The sequence below is a fragment of the Aquabacterium sp. TM01 genome, assembly GCF_057808345.1.
In genome coordinates, this window is sequence record NZ_AP046529.1 from 3,321,218 (window position 1) to 3,343,443 (window position 22,226).

The window sequence follows — 22,226 nt, forward strand, 5'->3', positions numbered from 1 at the left end:
GTCCCTGAGGACCGGTAGAGGGTGCCGCACGCTAGACTGGCGGCACCCATGAACGCACCGTCCCGACCCGCCGCCCTGCAGGGCTACCTCGCTGCCCTGGCCACCGTCGTGATCTGGGCCGGTTTCATGCTGCTGGCCCGGGTGGCCGGCCAGCACGCCCTGACCAGCTGGGACGTGGTGGCGCTGCGCCTGGGCACGGCTGCCTTGGTGCTGCTGCCCTTTTGCTTCACCCTGCCGCCGGGCACCTGGCGCAACCTGCGCCTGTGGGGCCTGTCGCTGACGGGTGGGCTGCTGTTTCTCACCCTCGTGTATGCCGGACTGAGCCGTGCGCCTGCGGCCCATGGCGGGGTGTTCCTGTCAGGCATGCAGCCCTTCATGATCACGATGCTGGCCTGGGGCATTCTGGGCGCCCGCCCCGCGCGGGCGCGCCTGTGGGGGCTGCTGGCCATTGCCCTGGGCGTGGGCTGTGTGGCCACCCCTCAGTTGCTGGGCCGCCATGCGGGCGAAAGCACCCTGGGCGGCGATGTGCTGCTGGTGTGCGCTTCGCTGGCCTGGGCGACCTACAGCGTGATGGTGCGCAAGTGGGTGTTCGACGTGTGGGTGCTGACGCGCTTTCTGGCGGTGGCCTCGGCCCTGGTCTACATCCCGATCTACCTGCTGTGGCTGCCCAAGAACCTGTCGGCTGCGCCCTGGTCGATGCTGGCCTTGCAGGCGCTCTACCAGGGCGTGATCACCACCATCGTGGCGATGCTGCTGTTCCTGCGCGCCATCTCGATTCTGGGGCCCGAGCGCACCGGGGCCATCGTGGCGGTCGTGCCGGTGGTGGTGGGCTTGGCGGCCGTGCCGCTGCTGGGTGAGCCACTGACGGGGTGGTTGATCGGCGGCATGGTACTGGTGTCGGGCGGTGCCTACCTGGCGGCGCGGCCTTTGCCGCAGCATCAGCGCTAAAGCGACACGGGCAAAAAAAGGCCCCGCACGCGTGTGCGAGGCCCAACCTGTCACTGACCGCGGATGACGGTCAGATCCCCCCCAGGATTCAAAGACCCAGTTGCTTGACGATGATCTCGTTCATGATCTCGTGCGTGCCCCCGCCGATCGACAGGATGCGGTTGTCGCGGTAGAGGCGCTCGACCACCGATTCGCGCATATAGCCCATGCCGCCAAAGATCTGCACCGCTTCGTGGGTGACGTAGTCGGCCACGTCGGTGGCGAAGTTCTTGGCCATGCACACCTCGTTGATGGCGGGCTGACCGGCCTGCATGCGCGCAGCCACGCGGTAGCTGTATTCGCGGGCCACCTCGACACGGGTCGCCATCTCGGCGAGCTTGTGGCGGATAACCTGGTGCTTGCTCAGCGGCTTGCCGAAGGTGACGCGGTCCTTGACGTAGTCCAGGCAGGCTTCCAGTGCCATCTGGGCGGTCATGTAGGCCATGATGGCCAGCGACAGGCGCTCGGCCTGGAAGTTGGCCATGATGAACATGAAGCCCGCGTTTTCCGGGCCGATCAGGTTGCCGACCGGCACGCGGCAGTCTTCGAAGAAGAGCTCGGCGGTGTCCGAAGCCCACCAACCCATTTTCTTGAGGTTACGCCCCACGCTGAAGCCCGGCGTGTCTTTCTCGATCAGCAGCAGCGAGACGCCACTGAAACCTTCACCGCCGGTGCGCACCGCCACCGTGTAGTAGTCGGCACGGGTGCCGGAGGTGATGAAGGTCTTGGAGCCGTTGACGATGTAGTGGTCGCCGTCGCGCACGGCGCGGGTGCGCAGGTTGGCCACGTCCGAGCCGCCGCTGGCCTCGGTGATGGCCAGCGAGATGATCTTGTCGCCGGCGATGACGCCGGGCACCACGCGTTGCTGCAACTCGGCCGAACCGCCGCGCCACACCGGAGGCAGGCCGATGTCGAGCGAGCCCAGGCTGGCCACCAGGCCGCCCGAGGTGCTGCGCATCAGCTCTTCGCTGACGGCCACCTTGAGGAAGACATCGTCTTCACCGGCACCGCCCAGGCGTTGCGGGTGACCGATGCCCAGCAGGCCCAGCTCGCCGGCCTTCTGGTAGAGCTCGCGCGGAAAGGTGCCCGCCTCTTCCCACTCGGCGATGTGGGGCTTGACCTCCTGCTCGATGAAGCGCCGCGCCGTGGCGCGTGCCATCTGGTGCGTTTCGTTGAAATAGGTGGGGTACACAGCGTCGGTCATGGTGGCCTCGGGTGGATGCGGGCAAAAAGGCAGAAGCGGCTCAAGGCCGTTCAGAATGGACAGCGTAGTGAGGCCGATGTGGGGTGACCATCGGTAATTAACCTTAATGGCCATTGATTGACGTATACGTCACCCAGGTTTAGAGTGGCCTCATCTTTTGTCTGCCTCCCCCGCCATGACCACCTCTTCGCACTACGACAGCATCTTCCGTCCCGGCCTGTTTCAGGGTCAGGTCCATGTGATCACCGGCGGCGGCAGTGGCATTGGCCGCTGTGTGGCGCACGAGTTGGCCGCGCTGGGCGCCACGGTGGTGATCACCGGGCGCACGCAGGAGAAGCTGGACACGGTGGCCGCCGAGATCCGCGAAGACGGCGGGCAGGTGGACACGGCCGCCTTTGACATCCGCGACGAGGACCAGGTGAAGGCGGCGGTGGCGCGCATCGTCGAGACGCATGGCCGCATCCACGGCCTGGTGAACAACGCGGGCGGGCAGTTTCCGGCGCCGATGGAGATGATCTCCAAGCGCGGCTTCGAAGCCGTGGTGGCCAACAACCTGACGGGCGGCTTCCTGATGGCGCGCGAGGTGTTCAACCAGTCGCTGAGCAAGCACGGCGGCGGCGCGATCGTGAACATGGCGGCCGACATGTGGAATGGCATGGCGGGCATGGCACACTCCGGTGCCGCGCGCGCGGGCATGGTCAACCTGACCAAGACGGCGGCCTTCGAGTGGGCGCGTTCGCACGTGCGCGTCAATGCGGTGGCGCCGGGTTGGGTGGCCTCCAGCGGCATGGACTCGTACGGGCCCGCGATGGCGCCCATGATCCTGAGCCTGAGGGACAACCTGCCGATGCGCCGCCTGGGCCTGGAGGCCGAAATCAGCTCGGTCATCTGCTTCTTGCTGAGCCCGGGCGCGGCGTTTGTGACCGGCGTGACCGTGGCCATCGATGGCGGCGCGGGCGTGAACAACCCGGTGTGGCCCAAGGCCCCGCACGAACCAGCCCCCAGCTTCAACGGCTTTCATCGCGCCACCACGCCCAAGGTCTTGCAGGGTCTGTGAGGCCCTCTCAGCCGCCCGGTTTCAGGGCTGGTGCGGGGGCAGCCAGCGCCGCAACAAGGCCCACAGGGCTTCCGGGCTGAAGGGCTTGGCGATGTAGTCGTTCATGCCGGCGGCCAGGCAGCGTTCGCTGTCTTCGACCATGGCATTGGCGGTCATCGCCACGATGGGCAGGCGCTCGCGCCCCGGCAACAGGCGGATCAGGCGTGTGGCTTCCAGCCCATCCATCACGGGCATCTGCATGTCCATGAAGACCAGGCCGTAGTCGGCTGCGCGGCCGGATTCGACTTCAACCAGGCGGTCCACGGCCTGTCGGCCGTTGTGGGCAAAGTCCACCGTCAGGCCGACGCCGCGTAGCAACTCGCCGGCCAGCAGGCGGTTGAGTTCGTTGTCTTCGACGACCAGCACCCGGGTGCCGTGCAGCGCCTGCAAGGCCTCACGCGCCTCGCTCAGGGAGGTGGGCAGGCGTGCCGTCGCATCTGAGAGGGTGGGGTCGGCCTCGGCGCGCTCCAGGCTCAGCGTGAACCAGAAGACGCTGCCTTGTCCGGGCTCGCTGTGCACGCCGACGGCCCCGCCCATCTGCTCGGCCAGGTGCCGGGAGATGGCCAGGCCCAGGCCCGTGCCACCGTACTGCCGGGTGGTGGAGACGTCTGCCTGCTGGAAGCTCTGGAAAAGCTGGGACTGTTCGGCCTCGCTCAGGCCAATGCCGGTGTCGCGCACCTCGAAGCGCAGCGTCACGTCGCGGTCGGTGTGGGCCTGCACCAGCACGCTCAGGTCGATGCGGCCTTGCTCGGTGAACTTGACCGCGTTGCTGCCGAAGTTGAGCAGCACCTGCCCGATGCGCAGGCCGTCGCCCACCAGCCGTGCGGGGAGCGCCGGGTCCACGTGCCACTGCAAGGCCAGGCCCTTGGCCTGCGCCTTGTCGATGAGTTGCGCATGGACGTCACGCAGGATCTGGGCAATGTCCACGCTGAGGCACTCCAGCTGCAGCTTGCCGGACTCGATCTTGGAGAGGTCCAGCACGTCGTTGACGATGCCCAGCAGGTGCTGGCTGGCCCCCTGGATTTTCTGCAGGTAGTCGCGCTGGGTGTCGTCGAGCGCGGTGTCCAGGGCCAAGTGGGTGAGCCCGATGATGGCGTTCATCGGCGTGCGGATCTCGTGGCTCATGTTGGCCAGGAACGCCGATTTGAGGCGGGTGGTGGCTTCGGCCGCCTCCTTGGCCTCGCGAAGGGCCTCGATCGTGGCCCGTTCGACACTGATGTCTTCCATGATGCCCAGCACGCCTTTGCCCGGGTCACCGAGGTCGATCAGACGGGCGGTGATGCGCGCCCAGAACAGGCTACCGTCCTGGCGCATCAATTGCTCGTCGCGCCAGTGCAGTGCGCCGCGCTGGAGGATCTCGTAGACCTTGCGCCCGCCGGCTTCGTAGGCGGCATCGTCGGGATACCAGACCCGGGTGGAGCGGCCGACCATGCCCCCCGGCTCGAAGCCGAACATCTGGTCGAGCCGCTGGTTGCAGTAGACGACCTGGCGGTCTTTGAGCAGGCCGATGCCGACGGGCACGGCGTCGATGATGGTCTTTTGTTCGGCATGGGCCCGGCGCAGCGATTCGGCCAGATCGGCCAGCTGGCGGGTGCGCTCGTCCACCAGCTCGGTGAGGTGGTGACGCAGGCGCTGGAGCTCTTGCGCGGCTTTCTCGCGCTCGGTGATGTCGCGGGAGACACCCAGCACGCCGATGACCTCACCTTGGCCGTCGAGCATGGGACTCTTGATCGTCTCGACCAGGCGGGGCTCGGTGCTGCCGGCAAAGGTGATCCACTCCTCGTTCAGGTGAGGCTGGCCCGAGGTCATGGCCAGAAAATCGTTCTCGCGGAACAGGGCGGCCTGCTCGGGCGAGACGAAGTCGGCATCGGTCTTGCCCACGATGTCGGCCTCTGCGGCCCCGAAAAAGCGCTCGAACGGCGCGTTGCAGGCCAGGTAGACACCCTCGGTGTCCTTGAGCCAGACCAGATCAGGGATGTTGCGCACCAGGTTCTGCAGCAAACTGCGGCGGTCTTCCAGCACCTTGATGCGCCGTCGAGCGTGCTCGCGCCTGCTCAGGCCCCACAGGGCGACGGTGGCGCCCAGAGCCAGGAGCAGCACGGCCACCACCGTGTTGATCAGCCACCAAGGTAAATCCGAAAACATGTCTCACTGTCGCGCAGATCACGCGCCCCGTCTTGTCTCGAAAACCCCCGAGCGTATCTCGGCCACCACCGGGCTAAGGCAAGTGCCCCGACAGCCCCCCATGCCGCCCTCATGACCCTGGACGTGACCCGCCTTTGCCGCGGCACCTCACCGCAGAAAAACCTGAACTGCTACAGTCGATTTCCGGTCGCCACCCAGGGTTTGCCCGGCATCGTGGTGTGACCAACGCTCACATCATGCAAAGTATTCTTGATCCGGCCATTCTCTTTTTCGTGTTTGGCCTGCTGGCCGGTGCCCTGCGCTCCAACCTGGAGATTCCCCCGCAGATCGCACGTTTTCTCTCCCTGTACCTGCTGATGGCCCTGGGCCTGAAGGGCGGCTTTGCGCTGCACCAGTCGGGTCTGACGATGGACGTGGCGGTGAGCCTGGGCTGCGCGCTGCTGCTGGCCACGGTGGTGCCGCTGCTGGGCTATCACCTGCTCAAACGCTTCCTGAGCGGCTACGACGCCGCCGCGATCGCAGCCACCTATGGCTCGGTCAGCGCGGTGACCTTCATCACCACCGTGCAGTACCTGGACAACCACAATCTGCCCTATGGGGGCCACATGGCCGCCGCCATGGCTTTGATGGAGTCGCCGGCCATCATCATGGCGGTGCTGCTGGCCAACATGGTGCGCCAGCGCGAGAAGGAGCAGTCGCTGGCCGCCGAGTCACGCACGGTGCGCAACACGCCGCTGGGCCGCATCCTCCACGAGTCGGTGACCGATGGGGCGCAACTGGTGCTGCTGGGCGCGATGGTGATCGGCATCGTCACCGGGCAATCGGGCCACGACGCCATGCAGCCGTTTGCCGGCGACCTGTTCAAGGGCATGCTGGCCTTCTTCCTGCTGGACATGGGCCTGAATGCGGCGCGCAACATGGGCGAGCTCAAGGGCAAGTCGCCGTGGCTGCTGGCCTATGGCCTGATCGGGCCATGGTTCCATGCGGCCCTGGCGCTGGGCCTGTGTGTGCTGCTCGACATCCCGGCGGGCAATGGCGCCTTGCTGATGGTGCTGGCCGCGAGTGCGTCCTACATCGCTGTGCCGGCTGTGGTGCGCCATGCCATCCCGGAGGCCAACCCCTCGCTGTACATCGGCATGTCGCTGGGCTTGACCTTCCCGTTCAACATTCTGGTGGGCATCCCGCTGTACGTGGGCGTAGCGCACCAGGTGCTGCGCTGAGCGCCGGCAGGGCTCACGCGCGCGTCACGCTTCGCACTGCGGGGTGGCGCGCGCGATGAGCGCGGCGCAGTCCACACCGCGTGGCAGGGTGCCGTAATGGTGGTGGCTGTCGCCACTCAGACGTGAGGCACAGAAGGCATCGGCCACCACGGTGGGGGCGTGCTGCACCAGCAGCGCTGCCTGCACCGCCAGCGCCATGCGACCGACCACATCACGGGCGCGGTACTCAAGCTCAGACAGGTCGGTGAAGGCGCGCTGCAGCTCAGCCACGTAACGGTCGAGCTGCGCATGGCCACCACGGGCCTTCGCCACTTCGCCGAAGAAGGCCTGCACTACGTCCGGGGTTTTCTGCATGGCGCGCAGCACGTCCAGGCACTGCACGTTGCCGCTGCCTTCCCAGATGGCGTTGACGGGCGACTCGCGGAACAGGCGCGGGAAGGGGCTGTCCTCCATCACCCCACTGCCGCCGATGCACTCCATGGCTTCGTAGGCATGCTGAGGCGTGCGCTTGCAGATCCAGTATTTGCCGACGGCGGTGAGCAGGCGAGCGAGCTGGTCTTCGTGCGGATCGGTGGCGCGCTGGTCCATGGCGCGGGCCATGCGCATTGTCAGCGCCAGCGAACCCTCGCTTTCCAGCACCAGGTCGGCCAGCACGTTCTGCATCAGCGGCTGCTGGTTGAGCACGTTGCCAAAGGCCGAGCGCAGCGAACAGTGGTGCAGCGCCTGAGACACGGCAGCGCGCTGGCCGGCGGAGGAGCCAATCATGCAGTCAAAGCGTGTCATGGACACCATCTCGATGATGGTGCGAACGCCCCGCCCTTCTTCGCCCACCATCCAGGCCAAGGCGCCCCGCAGCTCGGTCTCGCTCGATGCGTTGGAGACGTTGCCCATCTTGCGCTTGAGGCGCAGCACCTGCAGCGGGTTCTTGCTGCCATCGGGCCGCCAGCGCGGCAGCAGGAAGCATGACAGACCGCCCGGCGCCTGGGCCAACACCAGGAAGGCGTCGCACATGGGGGCCGACACGAAGAACTTGTGCCCCACCAGCTCGTACGCTTCACTGGGACCCGAAGCGGCCACCGGGTAGGCCCGGGTGGTGTTGGCGCGCACATCGGAGCCGCCCTGCTTCTCGGTCATCGCCATGCCGATGGTCAGGCCCTGCTTGGCCGCATCGGGCACATTGCGCGGGTCGTACACCGGGGCGGTGATCTTGGGCACCCACTGCGCGGCCAAAGCGGGCGTGGTGAGCAAGCTGGGCACGGCCGCGAAGGTCATCGTGATCGGGCAACCGTGGCCGGCCTCCACCTGCGCCTGCAGGTAGAACTTGGCGGCACGCGCCACATGGGCGCCCGACTTGGGGGCGGTCCAAGGAGAGGCGTGGATGCCCTCCTCGATGGCCGTCTTCATCAGCGTGTGATACGCCGGGTGGAAGCGCACCAGATCGACGCGGTGGCCAAAACGGTCGTGGGTGTCGAGTTCGGGCGGATACCGGTTGGCCAGAGCCCCCAGCTCCAGGTAGTCGGCCGAGCCGGTGAGCTGGCCAAAACGGCTCAGGTCGGCCTGCGCCCAGGCCGCACCTTCACGCTGCACGGCCTCTTGCAAGGCCGCATCTTGCGTGTACATGTTGTAGCCGGCCAGTTCAGACGAGACGTTGATGACCTCATGCGTCTGGTCCAGAAAGCGGGACGGGGTCTGCGCGGCGCGGGTCGCAGCGCCAGGAGCAACAGGAGATGCAGCAGGAGTGGACATGGTCAGCCGATGGGGTGATGAGACGACAGATCATGTCACCACCCATCGGGTCTTGCCAACCCGCGTCATACCCTGAGGTCAGTCGGGCGTGACCACCCCGCTCAGTTAATTGCCCAAGCCCAAGGTGTAAGTGCCGGCGGCACCGGTCGCACCGCTGACATACACCACGCGCCAGTAGACCGTGGCCGCCGTGGTGCCAGTGTTCGTCACCGTGAACACGTCTGGCAGGCCGGTGCCCTGGCTGCTGCTGCCCAGCAATTTGCCAGACGCGTTGTACACCGACAGGTTGTAGTTGGAGGTGCTGTTGGGCGTGAGGGTGCCCACCAGACGCCCCCCGGCTGCCACGGTGGTCTTGAAGTAATCAGTGTCCGACTTGCTCGACAGCGTGCCGTTGATCAGCACCGGCGTGGTTGCGATGCTCTGGGCGGCGCGCGTGCTGTTGTTGGACTCGACCTCGGCCACGGTGGCCACTGGTGGCGTCACGGACGCAGGGACCGCATCGACCGCCGCCGAAGCGTTGACGATGCCGGCGCCGCATTGCGTGCACGTTGCCGGGAAAGGGCGGGCCGTGGACTGCAGGGTGGACGCGACCTGATCGGGGCTCAAGCTGGGGTTCTTGGCGAGCATCAGCGCCACCACGCCGCTGACATGGGGCGTGGCCATGGACGTGCCCAGGTAGGCGGCATAGCCGTCTGCGCCGGGGCCTGTGGTGCCGGCGTTCCAGGTGGACACCACCCCGTAGCTGCCATCGCCCCCGGGAGCGGCCAGCGACACCACCGAACCATAGTTGGAATAGGACGCCTTGCCCCCGGCTTTGCCCGTGGCGGCCACCGTGACCACCCCCGCACAGCTGGCTGGCGAGAACTGGCTGGCGTCGGCATTGCTGTTGCCTGCGGCAACCACCACGGTGGCCCCGCGCGCGCGCGCCGCGTTGATGGCGTTTTGCGAGGTGACATCACAGGCCCCCGCCCCACCCAGCGACAGGTTGATCACCTTGGCCGGCGTCGGGTTGGCCGGCACGCCGGTGACGGTGCCCCCTGCCGCCCAGATCATGGCGTCGGCAATGTCGGAGGTGTAGCCGCCGCAGCGGCCCAGCACGCGCACCGGCAAGACCTTGGCGCCAAAGGCCACGCCCGCCACGCCGCTGGCATTGTTGGTGACTGCGGCGATCGTGCCGGCCACGTGGGTGCCGTGCCAGCTGCTGTTGCTGGCGGGCGAGCCGCTGTAGCACAGGCCCGCCGTCGTCGCATCGCCCGGGTCGCTGGCATCGGCATCCCGGCCATTGCCGTCGTTGGACAACAAGGTGTCAATGATGAAGTCGTACCCCGGCAGCAGGTTGGCGGCCAGGTCAGCATGGGGTCGCACCCCGGTGTCCAGCACCGCCACCACCACGCCCGCCCCGGTGACCTTGTCCCAGGCGGCGGGTGCGTTGATCCCGCCCACGGCATCAAAGTAATGCCACTGCTGGGCGTACATGGCATCGGTGGGCGTCAGCTGGGGCTGCAGGATGCGGTCGGGTTCGGCGTACTCGATCGTGGCATCGCCCGCTTTCAGATCGCGTGCCAGGGCCCGCGCCTGCTCCAGGCTCATGCGCTTGTCGAGCTTGATCACATCGGCGCCCTGCCCGGTGCGCCGCACATGGCTGAGCTGCACGCCCTGGCGGTTACCGGCCACGCGCGCCTTGGTCCAGGCCGACTGCGAAGGGCCGGTTGCGAGGTCGGCGTCCTTGTACTTCACGATCACGCGGTCGGTCAGCCCCTCAACGGGCAGGGGCGCCGAGGCACCGGCGGCCCCTCGGCCTTGCCACGCGATCGCCGAGGACGTGCCGCCCAAGGCCAGCACGGCCATCAACACGGCGCGATTTGTGAAACGAGACAGAGGAAAACTCAACATGGCAAACCACCAGAAAATCGGACATGCCACTGTACCAAGTGCCGGACTTCAGGCCGTGTGACGAATCTCGCGAACCGTGTCCATTTGTCAGCGGTCGTCGCACGCATTGGCGGCGGCCGAACCGCCAAGCCCCCACAGCCACAGCCACAGCCACAGCCACAGCCACAGCCACAGCGCCAGCACCGCCCCCGCGTCAACCCGGTGAGCGAGGCAAGCCCATCACCTCGGCGGTGATCGCCATGGAACGCCAGCGCAGCGCGGGGTCGAACACGTCGGACACCATCATGACTTCGTCGGCCTGGGTGAGCTGCAGCAGACGCGTCAGGCCGCCGCGCACGGTGTCGGGCCCGCCGATCACGGCCGCGCCCAGGAAATCGCCGATGCCTGCCTGCTCGGACGGCGACACGCTCGACAGGAAGTCCGCCACGGGCGGGGGCAGACGGCCGCGTTCGCCCCGCAGAATGCCCAGCACGCGCTGGTAGGTGCTGGTAGCCAGAAACTCGGCTTCGTCGTCGGTGTGCGCGGCGATGACCGGCACGCCGATCACCACATGGGGTTGCGCCAGTGTTTTGGAAGGTTTGAAGCGCGCCCGGTACAGCTCCACCGCCTGCAGCAGCATGCGCGGCGCAAAGTGCGAGGCGAAGGCGTAGGGCAAGCCCTTTTCTGCCGCCAGCTGTGCCGAAAACAGGCTGGAGCCCAGCAGCCAGATCGGCACCTCGGTGCCCGCCCCCGGCATGGCCACGATGGCCTGGCCCGGCTGCACCGGCCCGAGCAGGCGCTGCAGTTCGCTCACCTCGCGCGGGAAGTCGTCTTCGGTTTCGACATGGTGGCGGCGCAACGCACGCATGGTCGCGCGGTCGGTGCCCGGTGCACGCCCCAGCCCCAGATCGATGCGACCAGGGTAGAGCTCGGCCAGCGTGCCGAACGCCTCGGCCACGACCAGCGGCGCGTGGTTGGGCAGCATGATGCCGCCCGATCCGACGCGGATGCGCTGCGTGCCACCGGCAATGTGCCCCACCAGCACGGCCGTGGCCGAACTGGCGATGCCGGGCATGTTGTGGTGTTCGGCCAACCAGTAGCGGGTGAAGCCCAGGGCTTCGGCGTGCTGGGCGGTGCGCAGGGCGATGGACAGGGCCTCGGCCACCGTGCCGCCTTCGCGCACGGCCACCAGGTCCAGCATGGACAGGGCAATGTCTTGGAGCGCTTTCATCGGGTCATTGTCCCGCCGCGGGCTTGTCCCTGCAGGTGTGTGCCCATTCGCCCTTGCCCGATACTGTCAGGGTTACCACCCGGTTCGCCGAGTCTCACTCAGAGGCATCGCTCAGAAAGGCCCTTCGCATGTCCACGTCCCCCCGCATGCCCACCTATTTCATCCCGCATGGCGCCGGGCCCTGTTTCTTCATGGACTGGAACCCGCCCACCACCTGGCACCGCATGCGCGATTTCCTGATGGGCATTGCCGACACCCTGCCCTCGCGCCCCACCGCCATCGTCATGGTGTCGGGCCACTGGCTCACGGCTGGCTTCAACGTCACCAGCGGCGCCCAGCCGGAGCTGATCTACGACTACGGCGGCTTCCCGCCCCACACCTACGAGCTGCGCTACCCCGCGCCGGGTGAGCCCCAGCTGGCCGAGCGCATCACGCAACTGTTGCACGCCGCAGGCCAACCCTCCCAGGCCGACGCGCAACGGGGCTTCGACCACGGCATGTTCATCCCACTCAAGCTCATGTTCCCCGACGCCGACGTGCCCGTGGTGCAGCTGTCCTTGCGGCACGACTTGGACCCGCAGGCGCACCTGCAAGCCGGCCAGGCCTTGACCACGCTGCGCGACGAGGGCGTGCTGATCGTCGGCAGCGGCATGAGCTTTCACAACATGCGAGGCTATGGCGACCCACGCTTCGGCCCGATCTCCGACACCTTCGACGCCTGGCTGACCGCCACAGTCGAGGCCGATCCGGCCACGCGTGCGCAAGGCCTCGCGCACTGGGACCAGGCCCCCTCGGCCCGACTGTGTCACCCGCCCCGCGCCGAAGAGCACCTGCTGCCCTTGATGTTGGCGGCCGGCGCTGCCAGCGAAGGCCGGGGCCAGCGCGTGTTCACCGACCGCGTGCTGGAAACCACCCTGTCGGCCTACCGCTTCGACTGACACACTGCCGTTTGACCCGGGTTTTCCCGGGTCGTTGAGGAGTGGTTCAGCGCTGGCCCCACGCTCATTTCTGAGTCATACTCAAAAAATGAGTTCCAGCACCCTGGCCCGCACCACCCCGAAGAGCAGCAAGTCCCAGCACAGGCTGAAGGATTTGTTGAGCGCCGCTCAAGCCGTGTTCACCGAGCACGGCTACCAGCGCGCCACCATGGCCCAGATCGCCGAGACCGCCGGCGTGTCCGAGGCCACTGTGTTCACCTATTTCGCCAGCAAGCGCGAGCTGTGCATCCAGGTCATCACCCGCTGGTACGACGAGATCAGCAGCGAGTTGGAGCGCGACGTGCCCACTTTGCCCGGCGTGCACGCCAAGCTCAGCCACGTCGTGCGCGCCCACCTGGTCACCCTGCTGGCCGATGGCTCGGGCATGTGCGCCCTGGTGCTGGGCGAAGGCCGCGCCGCCGGCTCGGCCGAACCCGAGCTCGCCGAGGTCATCGCCGAGTGCAAGCGCCGCTACACCGCCCCCTTGATGGACGCACTGGCCGAAGCGCAAGCGCAAGGCCAGGTCCGCGCCGACATGCCCCTGCGCCTGCTGCGCGAGCTGGTGTACGGCTCGATGGAGCACGTGCTGTGGGACGCCATCACCTCGGCCAAGCGCCCCAGCATCGACACCACCGCCACCCAACTGACCGAACTGATCTGGAGCGCGCTGGTGCCCCGTGAAGCCGCCCTGGCCTCGCTGGCGGCGCTGAGCCGCTTCCACGATGAAGTCCACGATGCGCTCAGTCGCGTCCCCCCTCCCCCTTTGCCGCCGCTCCAGGCCTGATCGACCATGCCCGTCATCGAGACCCAACTCAATCCGCGCAGCGAAGCCTTCAAGGACAGCGCCCGCGCCATGCAGGCCCTGGTGGCCGACCTGGAAGCGCAACTGGCCCGTATCGCCCTCGGCGGCGGTGAAGCCCCGCGCGCCAAACACCTGGCCCGTGGCAAGCTGCTGCCGCGTGACCGCGTGGAACAGTTGCTCGACGCCGGCTCGCCCTTCCTGGAAGTGGGCGCCCTGGCCGCGCTGAACGTGTACGACAACGCCGCGCCCAGCGCCGGCATCATCACCGGCATCGGCCGCGTGGCGGGCGTCGAATGCATGATCGTGTGCAACGACGCCACCGTCAAAGGCGGCACCTACTACCCACTCACCGTCAAGAAGCACCTGCGTGCGCAGGAGATCGCCGCGCAGAACCGCCTGCCCTGCATCTATCTCGTGGACTCGGGCGGCGCCAACCTGCCCAACCAGGACGACGTCTTCCCCGACCGCGACCACTTCGGCCGTATCTTCTACAACCAGGCCAACCTGAGCGCCGCCGGCATCCCGCAGATCGCCGTGGTGATGGGCTCGTGCACGGCAGGCGGCGCCTATGTGCCCGCCATGAGCGACGAGACCATCATCGTCGCCAACCAGGGCACCATCTTCCTGGGCGGGCCGCCGCTGGTCAAAGCCGCCACCGGCGAGGTCGTGACCGCCGAAGACCTGGGCGGCGGCGATGTGCACACCCGCCTGTCCGGCGTGGCCGACCACCTGGCCCGCGACGACGTGCACGCGCTGACCCTGGCCCGCCAGGCCGTGGCGCGCCTGAACTGGCGCAAGACGCCCGAGCTGGCCCTGGTCACGCCGCGCGCCCCGCTGTACGACGAGGCCGAGCTCAACGGCATCATCCCCACCGACACGCGCAAGCCCTTCGACGTGCGCGAGGTGATCGCCCGCCTGGTCGACGGCTCGGAGTTCGACGAGTTCAAGGCCCGCTACGGCAACACCCTGATCACCGGCTTCGCCCACATTGAAGGCATGCCCGTGGGCATCGTGGCCAACAACGGCATCCTGTTTGCCGAAAGCGCCAACAAGGGCGCGCACTTCATCGAGCTGTGCTGCCAGCGCAAGATCCCGCTGGTCTTCTTGCAGAACATCACCGGCTTCATGGTGGGCCGCAAGTACGAAAACGACGGCATCGCGCGCGCCGGCGCCAAGATGGTGACGGCCGTGTCGTGCGCCGCTGTTCCGAAGTTCACCGTCATCATCGGCGGCTCGTTTGGTGCCGGCAACTACGGCATGTGCGGCCGCGCCTTCAACCCGCGCCTGATGTGGATGTGGCCCAACGCCCGCATCAGCGTGATGGGTGGCGAGCAGGCCGCCAGCGTGCTGGCCACCGTCAAGCGCGATGGCATCGAGGGCAAGGGCGGCACTTGGTCGGCCGAGGAAGAAGAAGCCTTCAAGGCCCCGGTGCGCGATCAGTACGAGGCGCAAGGTCACCCCTACTACGCCAGCGCCCGCCTGTGGGACGACGGCGTGATCCGCCCCACCGACACCCGCCGCGTGCTGAGCCTGGCCCTGAGCGCCGCGCTCAACGCCCCGATTCCCGAGACGCGTTACGGCGTCTTCCGCATGTGAGGACGCCCGCCATGTCGAACCTGGACATCCGCCATGAAGGCCCCATCAGCCATGTGTGGCTGAACCGCCCGACGCTGCGCAACGCCTTCGATGCCGCCACGATTGCCGAGCTGACGCACACCTTCACCGAGCTGGCCAATCGCCCCGGCTTGCGCGTGGTGGTGCTGGGCGCCCACGGCAAGGCCTTTTGCGCCGGCGCCGACCTGAACTGGATGCGCGAGATGGCCGGCTACAGCTGGGACGAGAACCATGCCGACGCCACTGGTCTGGCCGACATGCTGTGGGCCATCGCCAGCTGCCCGGTGCCGGTGATCGCCCGCGTGCAGGGGGACGGCTACGGCGGCGGCGTGGGCCTGGTCGCCGCCTGTGACATCGCGGTGGGCACACCGGCCGTGGGCTTCAGCCTGTCGGAAGTCAAGCTGGGCCTGACGCCGGCCACCATCAGCCCCTATGTGCTGCGCGCCATCGGGGAACGTGCCGCGCGCCGCTACATCGTCACCGCCGAGCGCTTCGATGCGGCACAGGCTCATCAACTGGGCTTGCTGCATGAGGTCGTCGAGCCCGAGGCGCTGGACGCCACCGTCGACCGGCTGGTGCAGGCCATCGTCGCCAACGGCCCGCAGGCCGTTCGTGCGGGCAAGCGCCTGATCAGCGAGGTGGCCGGGCAGAACCTCACCCCTGCCTTGCGCGACCACACCGCTCGCCACATCGCCGACATCCGCGCCAGCGAAGAAGGCCGCGCCGGCCTGCACGCTTTCCTGAACAAAACCGCGCCCACGTGGCAGCAAGGTTGAGCCCATGTTCACCAAGATCCTGATTGCCAATCGAGGCGAAATCGCCTGCCGAGTCGCCAGCACCGCACGCCGCCTTGGCATCGGCACCGTGGCCGTCTACTCCGACGCCGACGCCCTCTCCCGCCACGTGCAACTGTGTGACGAAGCCGTGCACATCGGTGGCGCCAGCCCGCGCGAGAGCTACCTGTGCGCCGACCGCATCCTCGCCGCCGCCTTGGCCACGGGCGCCCAGGCCGTCCACCCCGGCTATGGCTTCCTGAGCGAGAACGACGCCTTTGCCCAGGCCTGTGTCGAAGCGGGCATCGCCTTCATTGGCCCGCCGCCCTCGGCCATCGCCGCCATGGGGAGCAAATCGGCAGCCAAAGCGCTGATGGAGCGCGCGCAGGTGCCCCTGGTGCCGGGCTACCACGGCGACAACCAGGACCCTGCTTTCCTGCAAGCTCAGGCCGACCAGATCGGCTACCCGGTGCTCATCAAGGCCAGCGCCGGCGGTGGTGGCAAGGGCATGCGTCTGGTGCAGCAATCCAGCGATTTCATCGCCGCGCTGGCCTCGTGTCAGCGTGAGGCCCAGGCCAGCTTCGGCAACGCCCATGTGCTGGTCGAGCGCTACGTCACCCGCCCCCGCCACATCGAAATCCAGGTCTTTGGCGACACCCACGGCCACTACGTGCACCTGGGCGAGCGCGACTGCTCGGTGCAGCGCCGTCACCAGAAGGTGCTCGAAGAAGCCCCGGCGCCCGGCATGACGCCGGAGCGTCGTGCCCAGATGGGCGACGCCGCCATTGCCGCCGCCCGCAGCGTGGGCTATGTGGGCGCAGGCACCGTCGAGTTCATCTGTGAGCAAGACGGACGTTTTTACTTCATGGAGATGAACACCCGCCTGCAGGTCGAACACCCGGTGACCGAGGCCATCACCGGCCAGGACCTGGTCGAGTGGCAACTGCGCGTGGCCGCCGGCGAGGCCCTGCCCCTCACGCAAGACCAGATCACCTTCACCGGCCACGCCATCGAAGCGCGCATCTGCGCCGAGAACCCGGCCCAACAGTTCCTGCCCGCCACCGGCAAGCTGCAGGTTCTGCGCACCCCGGCGTGCAGCACCTTCTCGGTCGCCCCGGTGCGCATCGACAGCGGCGTGCGCGAGGGCGATGCCATCACCCCGCACTACGACTCGATGATCGCCAAGCTCATCGTGCACGGCGACACCCGCGCCACCGCGCTGGCCCGTCTGGACACCGCCCTGGCCGAGCTGCACATCACGGGTCTGAGCCACAACGTGGCCTTCCTGCGCCGCGTGGCCGCCACCCACTCCTTCTCCCACGCCGAGCTGGACACGGCCCTGATCGAGCGCGAGCACAGCGCCCTGTTCGAGGCCCCCTCTCTGCCCATCGCGCACGCCGTGGCCGGCGCCCTGCTGCGCCTGCAAGCCGACGAACAGCACCACGCCCACCGTGACCCCTGGTCGCGCACCGACCACTGGCGCCTGCATGGCGATGCACGCCAGTTGATCAAGCTCCACATCGACGGCCAGACCCTCGCCGTCACGCTCGACATCCAACGCGACGGCACCTGGCAACTCAGCTGGGACGCGGTGAACGTGACCGTGCAGCCCCTGTGCCGCACCGATGGGGGCGGCGAGCAGTTCGAAGCCGATGTGCACGGCCAACGCCTGCGCCTGCGCGTGTACCGCCACGGCAACGAGCTGGATGTGTTTACCAGCGAAGGCCACGCCCGCGTGCAACGCGTGGATCCACTGCGCCAAGCCGACAAAAGCGCAACAGGCGGCCGGCTGACCGCGCTGATGCCCGGCAAGGTCGTGGCCATGCTGGTCACCGAGGGCCAGCAGGTCAAACAAGGCGACGCCCTGGCCGTGACCGAGGCCATGAAAATGGAGCACACACTGACCGCCCCGCACGACGGCACCGTCTCGGCCATCCTGTGCGCCGTGGGCGACCAGCTGGCCGAAGGCGTCGAGCTGCTGCGCCTGGAAGCCGCCGCTTGACGCCCTCACATCAGGATCACGCCAGGATCATCACCGGATCACATCATGAGCCACCTCACCTTCCCCAGCCACGTCACCCTGGTCGATGTCGGCCCGCGTGACGGCCTGCAAAACGAAGCGCAGCCCGTGGCGGCCGCCGACAAGATCGAGCTCGTGCACCGCCTGCAAGCCGCTGGCCTGCGCGAGATCGAGGTCACCAGCTACGTCAGCCCCAAGTGGGTGCCGCAGATGGCCGACAACGCCCAGGTCATGGCCGGCATCCAGCGCCAGCCGGGCGTGCGCTACAGCGTGCTCACCCCCAACATGAAAGGCTTTGAAGGCGCCCTCGCCTCCCAGGCCGACGAGGTGGTCATCTTTGCCGCCGCCAGCGAAGCCTTCAGCCAGCGCAACATCAACTGCTCCATCGCCGAGTCCATCGAACGCTTCCGCCCGGTGGCCGAGGCCGCCAAGGCCCACGGCATGAAGGTGCGCGCCGCCGTGTCGTGCGCGCTGGGCTGTCCCTACCAGGGCGAGGTCTCGCTCGACGCCGTCGAAGACGTGGTGCAGCGCCTGCTCGGCATCGGCACCGACCACGTGGGCATTGCCGACACCATCGGCGTGGGCACCGCCGGCCGCGTCACCGCCGTGATGGAGCGCGCCCTCCAGCACGTCCCGCTGGACGAACTCAGCGGCCACTTCCACGACACCTACGGCCAGGCGCTCACCAACATCTACGCCAGCCTGGCCCTGGGCATACACACCTTCGACACCAGCATCGCCGGCCTGGGCGGCTGCCCCTATGCCAAGGGCGCCACGGGCAACGTCGCCACCGAAGACGTGGTCTACCTGCTGCACGGCCTGGGCATCGCCACCGGCATCGACCTCGACCAGCTCGTCGACGCCGGAGCCTTCATTTCCAACGTCCTGGGCCGCAAGCCCGTCTCCCGCGTCAGCAACGCCCTGCTCGCCAAGCGCGCCCACGCCTGAGGCGAGCGCCCGTTTCCTTGCCTTCTGTTCGACCCGACACCTGTACCGACCCCGATACCGAGGAGTGACCACCATGAACCTGCCAGGCCTGAACCACCAACTGGGTAACGACATCGATGCCTTGCGCGAAGCCGTGCGCGCCTTTGTGCAAAAAGAACTCGCACCCCGCGCCGCCGACATCGACCGCGACAACCTCTTCCCCGCCGACATGTGGAAGAAGCTGGGCGACCTCGGCGTGCACGGTCTGACCGTCTCCGAAGAATACGGCGGCACCAACCTGGGCTACCTCGCCCACATGGTCGCCATGGAAGAAGTCAGCCGCGGCAGCGCCTCGGTGGGCCTGAGCTACGGCGCGCACTCCAATCTGTGCGTCAACCAAATCAACCGCAACGGCACCGAGGCGCAGAAGCAGAAGTACCTGCCCAAACTCATCAGTGGCGACTTCGTCGGTGCCCTGGCCATGAGCGAGCCCAACGCCGGCTCCGACGTCGTCAGCATGAAGCTGCGCGCCGACAAACAGGGAGACCGCTATGTGCTCAACGGCAGCAAGATGTGGATCACCAACGGTGGCGACGCCGATGTGCTCGTCGTCTACGCCAAGACCAATCCGGAAGCCGGCGCCAAAGGCATGACCGCCTTCCTGATCGAAAAGGGCATGAAGGGCTTCAGCAAAGGCCCGCACCTCGACAAGCTGGGCATGCGCGGCTCCAACACCTTCCCGCTGTTCTTTGAAGACTGCGAAGTGCCTGTTGAGAACGTGCTGGGCGGCGAAGGCAACGGTACCAAGGTGCTGATGAGCGGCCTGGACTACGAACGCGCCGTGCTGTCCGGCGGCCCGCTGGGCATCATGCAGGCGGTGATGGACAACGTCATCCCCTACATCCACGAGCGCAAGCAGTTCGGCCAGGCGATCGGCGAGTTCCAGCTCGTGCAAGGCAAGGTGGCCGACATGTACACCGTGCAGCAGGCCGCCCGCTCGCTGGCTTACACCGTGGCCAAAAACCTCGACGCCCTGGGCGCCCAGCACGCCCGCCACGTGCGCAAGGACTGCGCCGCCCTGATCCTGTGGACCGCCGAGAAAGCCACCTGGATGGCCGGCGAAGGCATCCAGATCTTCGGGGGCAATGGCTACATCAACGACTACCCGCTGGGCCGCCTGTGGCGCGATGCCAAGCTCTACGAAATTGGCGCCGGCACCAGCGAGATCCGCCGCATGCTGATTGGCCGCGAGCTGTTTGCCGAGACGGCCTGATCGGCCACGCCACACCTCCACCGGAGTCATCCGGTGGGGTCACGGGCACCGGCGGCAAACCGGTGCCCCGCTCACACCTCGCTCATGTCCAGCACCACGCGATTGCGCCCCTGCGCCTTGGCCTGGTACAGCGCCGCATCGGCGCGTGCCAGCCACCCCGTCAGGCTCAGCTCGCGGCGATCAAACTGCGCCACGCCGACGCTCACGCTGAACTGCAGCGGCTTGCCATCGACCAGCAAGTGGCTGTTGTGCACCGCCTCGCGAATGCGCTCGGCCAAGGCCGTGGCCTGCTCGGCCGTGATGTTGGGCAGCAGCACCACAAACTCCTCGCCACCCAAGCGCGCCACCATGTCGACCTTGCGCACCAGTTGCTGCACCGTCTGTGCAAAGCTCACCAACACCGCATCGCCCGTCACGTGACCATGGGTATCGTTGACCACTTTGAAGTGGTCCAGGTCCATCATCAGCAAGGACAGCTCGGTGCGATAACGCAGCGCACGTTGCATTTCTGCCTCGGCAGCCTCCGAAAACGCCCGCCGGCTGGACACTCCCGTCAGCGAGTCCGTGCGTGCAGCCTGCTCCGCAGCATCCTTCTGATCACGCAACTCCTGCGTGGCATGGGCGATCTGCTGCTGCAACTCTTCCTGCGTGGTCGCGATCCGCGCCACCATCGCATTGATCCCCACCGCCAGGGGGCGCAAGATGCCGCTGCGCGCCACGTCCACGCGCTCGCCCAACTGCCCTTCCCCCACCAACTCCACCACGCGGTTGATGCGGCCAATCTGGGACGACACCAGGTCGGCCAACACCGAGGCCATCACCCCGGCCAGCATCAAGCCCCCCACGGCGGTCGCCAGCGACCAGATCAGCAGGTCGCGTCGCTGCTGCGCCAACGCTTCCAGCGACATCTCGACCACGGCATAGCCCAGCAAACGGCTCTCCGTGGCCAGGACACCGTTGGCAGCGTCCGGCACTGGCACATACACATCGTCCACGGGCACGGCCGCCGTGGCGTAAATGGGCTGTGCCACCACCAAGGCCCCCTTCGCCTGCACGATCTGAATGGCACCATCCAGGCGCGGCGCCGGGGCCTTCATCTGGCCGGCTGCGGCCCTCAACTGACCCTGTGCGTTATAGATGATCACCCCACGCAGCTGCACATCGCTGCGCATGGCCGCCTCGGCCAGACGTGCCAACGCTTCGCGATCACCGGCAAACAGACTGAACTCGGCTGCACTGCCCAACTGACGGGCCGAAGCCACGCCACGGTCCTTCAGCGCCTCGGCCATCCGCCCGCCGTACTGCGATGCAAATCCCACCACCAGCAAGGCAATCACCAGCATGGCAGGCATGGCCGTCGCCAACCACAATCGCACCCGCACGCCACCTAATTTGAGCTTCACCGCATGCCCTCCTCACGCCGCAAGGCATCGGTCACCACAGCCACATCGGGCACATCCAGCCCCAAAGATCGGCACACCTGGTCATTGATGGCGATGGTGAACCCATCTGCCAACCGCGCGGCCGGCCAGGCAGGTCCGATGGCAGGGGCATTCAAAGCCCCCTTCAACATCGCCGCCACCTGACGCCCCGCCTGAGACGGACTGGCATACAAGCCCATCGCCGCCCCGGCCTTGACCAAGGCCGGTGAGTAAGCAACCACCGGCACACGCTGCCGATAGGCCATGATCAGCATGTGCTGCAAAGCCGACACATCGGCCACGGCGCTGTCAGGCAAGATGAGCAGCACATCCGCATCGGCCAGCACCGAGCGCAGCGTCGCGGACAAGGTGTCCGGTTCACCGACCGCCCCCACGAGCAGGCGCAAGCCACGGTCCTGCGCCGCCTTGAGCAGCGCCTGACGCTGCGGGATCGCATCCTCGTCCAGCAACACCCCCACCTTCAACAAGCGTGGCATGGTGCGGCGAATCAAGGCCAGATAGCGGTCCACCGGCTGGTCCAGATACGCGGCCGACACCCAGGCCGGCGGACGCTTCCAGACCGCCACAAATCCATCTCGCGGCAACAGAGCGCTCAACACCGGGACACGGGCCCACTCCGGCTGGGCCGCAGCCCGCTCCATCACCAGACGCAAGGCCGCGGCCCCCAAGGTGACCACCGCGGCGGGCGGGGCTCCAGCCGGCAAGTCACGCGCCGCCAGCACCGTCAGCTCACGCCCGCGCCCCACCTGCCGCCACTCGGCCTGAAGGGCCGCGGCCGCTTCGGTGTAGGCCCACGAGGCATCCGAAGGCAAGACCCATACCGCCTCACTCGCAGCCTGCACCAGCCCCGTCCTGAGCAACAGGGGGGCGCCGGTGGTCAAGGCAAGTGATTGGCGA

At 67.5% G+C, this 22,226-nt stretch carries 17 protein-coding genes; 10 read left to right on the forward strand and 7 right to left on the reverse strand.

The annotated features are described in order from the left end of the window. Positions 1-48: 48 nt before the first annotated feature. A complete protein-coding gene (locus AC3WW4_RS15355; RefSeq protein WP_488829324.1) occupies positions 49-948 on the forward strand; it encodes a DMT family transporter in 900 nt (299 codons plus the stop codon). An 88-nt stretch (positions 949-1,036) separates the two neighbouring features. Here the strand turns inward: AC3WW4_RS15355 and AC3WW4_RS15360 are convergent, their stop codons facing one another. Continuing rightward, a complete protein-coding gene (locus tag AC3WW4_RS15360; RefSeq protein ID WP_488829325.1) occupies positions 1,037-2,191 on the reverse strand; it encodes an acyl-CoA dehydrogenase family protein in 1,155 nt (384 codons plus the stop codon). Positions 2,192-2,366: 175 nt separating this feature from the next. On the opposite strand from AC3WW4_RS15360, the gene AC3WW4_RS15365 reads away from it, so the two are divergent. After that, the gene (locus AC3WW4_RS15365; protein WP_488829326.1) at positions 2,367-3,248 is read left to right on the forward strand and encodes an SDR family oxidoreductase; all 882 of its coding nucleotides are present in this window, start codon (positions 2,367-2,369) and stop codon (positions 3,246-3,248) included. 21 nt (positions 3,249-3,269) lie between these two features. Here AC3WW4_RS15365 and AC3WW4_RS15370 read toward each other — a convergent pair whose 3' ends face one another. Then, positions 3,270-5,432, reverse strand: coding sequence for a PAS domain-containing protein (locus AC3WW4_RS15370; RefSeq protein WP_488829327.1), 2,163 nt, complete (start codon positions 5,430-5,432; stop codon positions 3,270-3,272). Positions 5,433-5,668: 236 nt separating this feature from the next. Here AC3WW4_RS15370 and AC3WW4_RS15375 point away from each other — a divergent pair, with 236 nt between their 5' ends. Further along, positions 5,669-6,652 carry a sodium-dependent bicarbonate transport family permease gene (locus AC3WW4_RS15375; RefSeq protein ID WP_488829328.1) on the forward strand — a complete coding sequence of 328 codons (984 nt, stop codon included), beginning with the start codon at positions 5,669-5,671 and terminating at the stop codon, positions 6,650-6,652. A gap of 24 nt (positions 6,653-6,676) precedes the next feature. On the opposite strand, the gene AC3WW4_RS15380 is transcribed toward AC3WW4_RS15375, so the two are convergent. The 3 genes from AC3WW4_RS15380 to AC3WW4_RS15390 form a co-directional block, all read right to left on the reverse strand. Continuing rightward, positions 6,677-8,398, reverse strand: coding sequence for an isovaleryl-CoA dehydrogenase (locus tag AC3WW4_RS15380; RefSeq protein WP_488829329.1), 1,722 nt, complete (start codon positions 8,396-8,398; stop codon positions 6,677-6,679). Positions 8,399-8,503: 105 nt separating this feature from the next. Further along, positions 8,504-10,291, reverse strand: a complete 1,788-nt coding sequence (locus tag AC3WW4_RS15385; RefSeq protein ID WP_488829330.1) for a S8 family peptidase — start codon at positions 10,289-10,291, stop codon at positions 8,504-8,506. 193 nt (positions 10,292-10,484) lie between these two features. Then, a complete protein-coding gene (locus AC3WW4_RS15390; protein ID WP_488829331.1) occupies positions 10,485-11,501 on the reverse strand; it encodes an LLM class flavin-dependent oxidoreductase in 1,017 nt (338 codons plus the stop codon). Between the two features lie 128 nt (positions 11,502-11,629). Between AC3WW4_RS15390 and AC3WW4_RS15395 the strand changes: the two genes are divergently transcribed. The 7 genes from AC3WW4_RS15395 to AC3WW4_RS15425 all read left to right on the forward strand — a co-directional run bounded on the left by AC3WW4_RS15395 (position 11,630) and on the right by AC3WW4_RS15425 (position 19,887). Continuing rightward, positions 11,630-12,439, forward strand: a complete 810-nt coding sequence (locus AC3WW4_RS15395; RefSeq protein WP_488829332.1) for a DODA-type extradiol aromatic ring-opening family dioxygenase — start codon at positions 11,630-11,632, stop codon at positions 12,437-12,439. Positions 12,440-12,527: 88 nt separating this feature from the next. Continuing rightward, positions 12,528-13,262, forward strand: a complete 735-nt coding sequence (locus AC3WW4_RS15400; RefSeq protein ID WP_488829333.1) for a TetR/AcrR family transcriptional regulator — start codon at positions 12,528-12,530, stop codon at positions 13,260-13,262. Positions 13,263-13,268: 6 nt separating this feature from the next. Further along, the gene (locus AC3WW4_RS15405; protein ID WP_488829334.1) at positions 13,269-14,876 is read left to right on the forward strand and encodes a carboxyl transferase domain-containing protein; all 1,608 of its coding nucleotides are present in this window, start codon (positions 13,269-13,271) and stop codon (positions 14,874-14,876) included. Between the two features lie 11 nt (positions 14,877-14,887). After that, positions 14,888-15,670, forward strand: a complete 783-nt coding sequence (locus AC3WW4_RS15410) for an enoyl-CoA hydratase/isomerase family protein (RefSeq protein ID WP_488829335.1) — start codon at positions 14,888-14,890, stop codon at positions 15,668-15,670. Positions 15,671-15,674: 4 nt separating this feature from the next. Further along, entirely contained in the window at positions 15,675-17,669 is a 1,995-nt protein-coding gene (locus AC3WW4_RS15415; protein WP_488829336.1) for an acetyl/propionyl/methylcrotonyl-CoA carboxylase subunit alpha, read from the forward strand. A gap of 45 nt (positions 17,670-17,714) precedes the next feature. Next, positions 17,715-18,635 (forward strand): hydroxymethylglutaryl-CoA lyase, encoded by a 921-nt coding sequence (locus tag AC3WW4_RS15420; RefSeq protein ID WP_488829337.1) that lies wholly within the window; start codon positions 17,715-17,717, stop codon positions 18,633-18,635. Positions 18,636-18,708: 73 nt separating this feature from the next. Continuing rightward, a complete protein-coding gene (locus AC3WW4_RS15425; RefSeq protein WP_488829338.1) occupies positions 18,709-19,887 on the forward strand; it encodes an isovaleryl-CoA dehydrogenase in 1,179 nt (392 codons plus the stop codon). Positions 19,888-19,958: 71 nt separating this feature from the next. Here AC3WW4_RS15425 and AC3WW4_RS15430 read toward each other — a convergent pair whose 3' ends face one another. Then, complete coding sequence (locus AC3WW4_RS15430; RefSeq protein WP_488829339.1) at positions 19,959-21,290, reverse strand: diguanylate cyclase; 1,332 nt, start codon at positions 21,288-21,290, stop codon at positions 19,959-19,961. Next, the gene (locus AC3WW4_RS15435; protein ID WP_488829340.1) at positions 21,287-22,210 is read right to left on the reverse strand and encodes an ABC transporter substrate-binding protein; all 924 of its coding nucleotides are present in this window, start codon (positions 22,208-22,210) and stop codon (positions 21,287-21,289) included. The genes AC3WW4_RS15430 and AC3WW4_RS15435 overlap by 4 nt, the downstream gene beginning before the upstream one ends. Positions 22,211-22,226 lie beyond the last annotated feature (16 nt).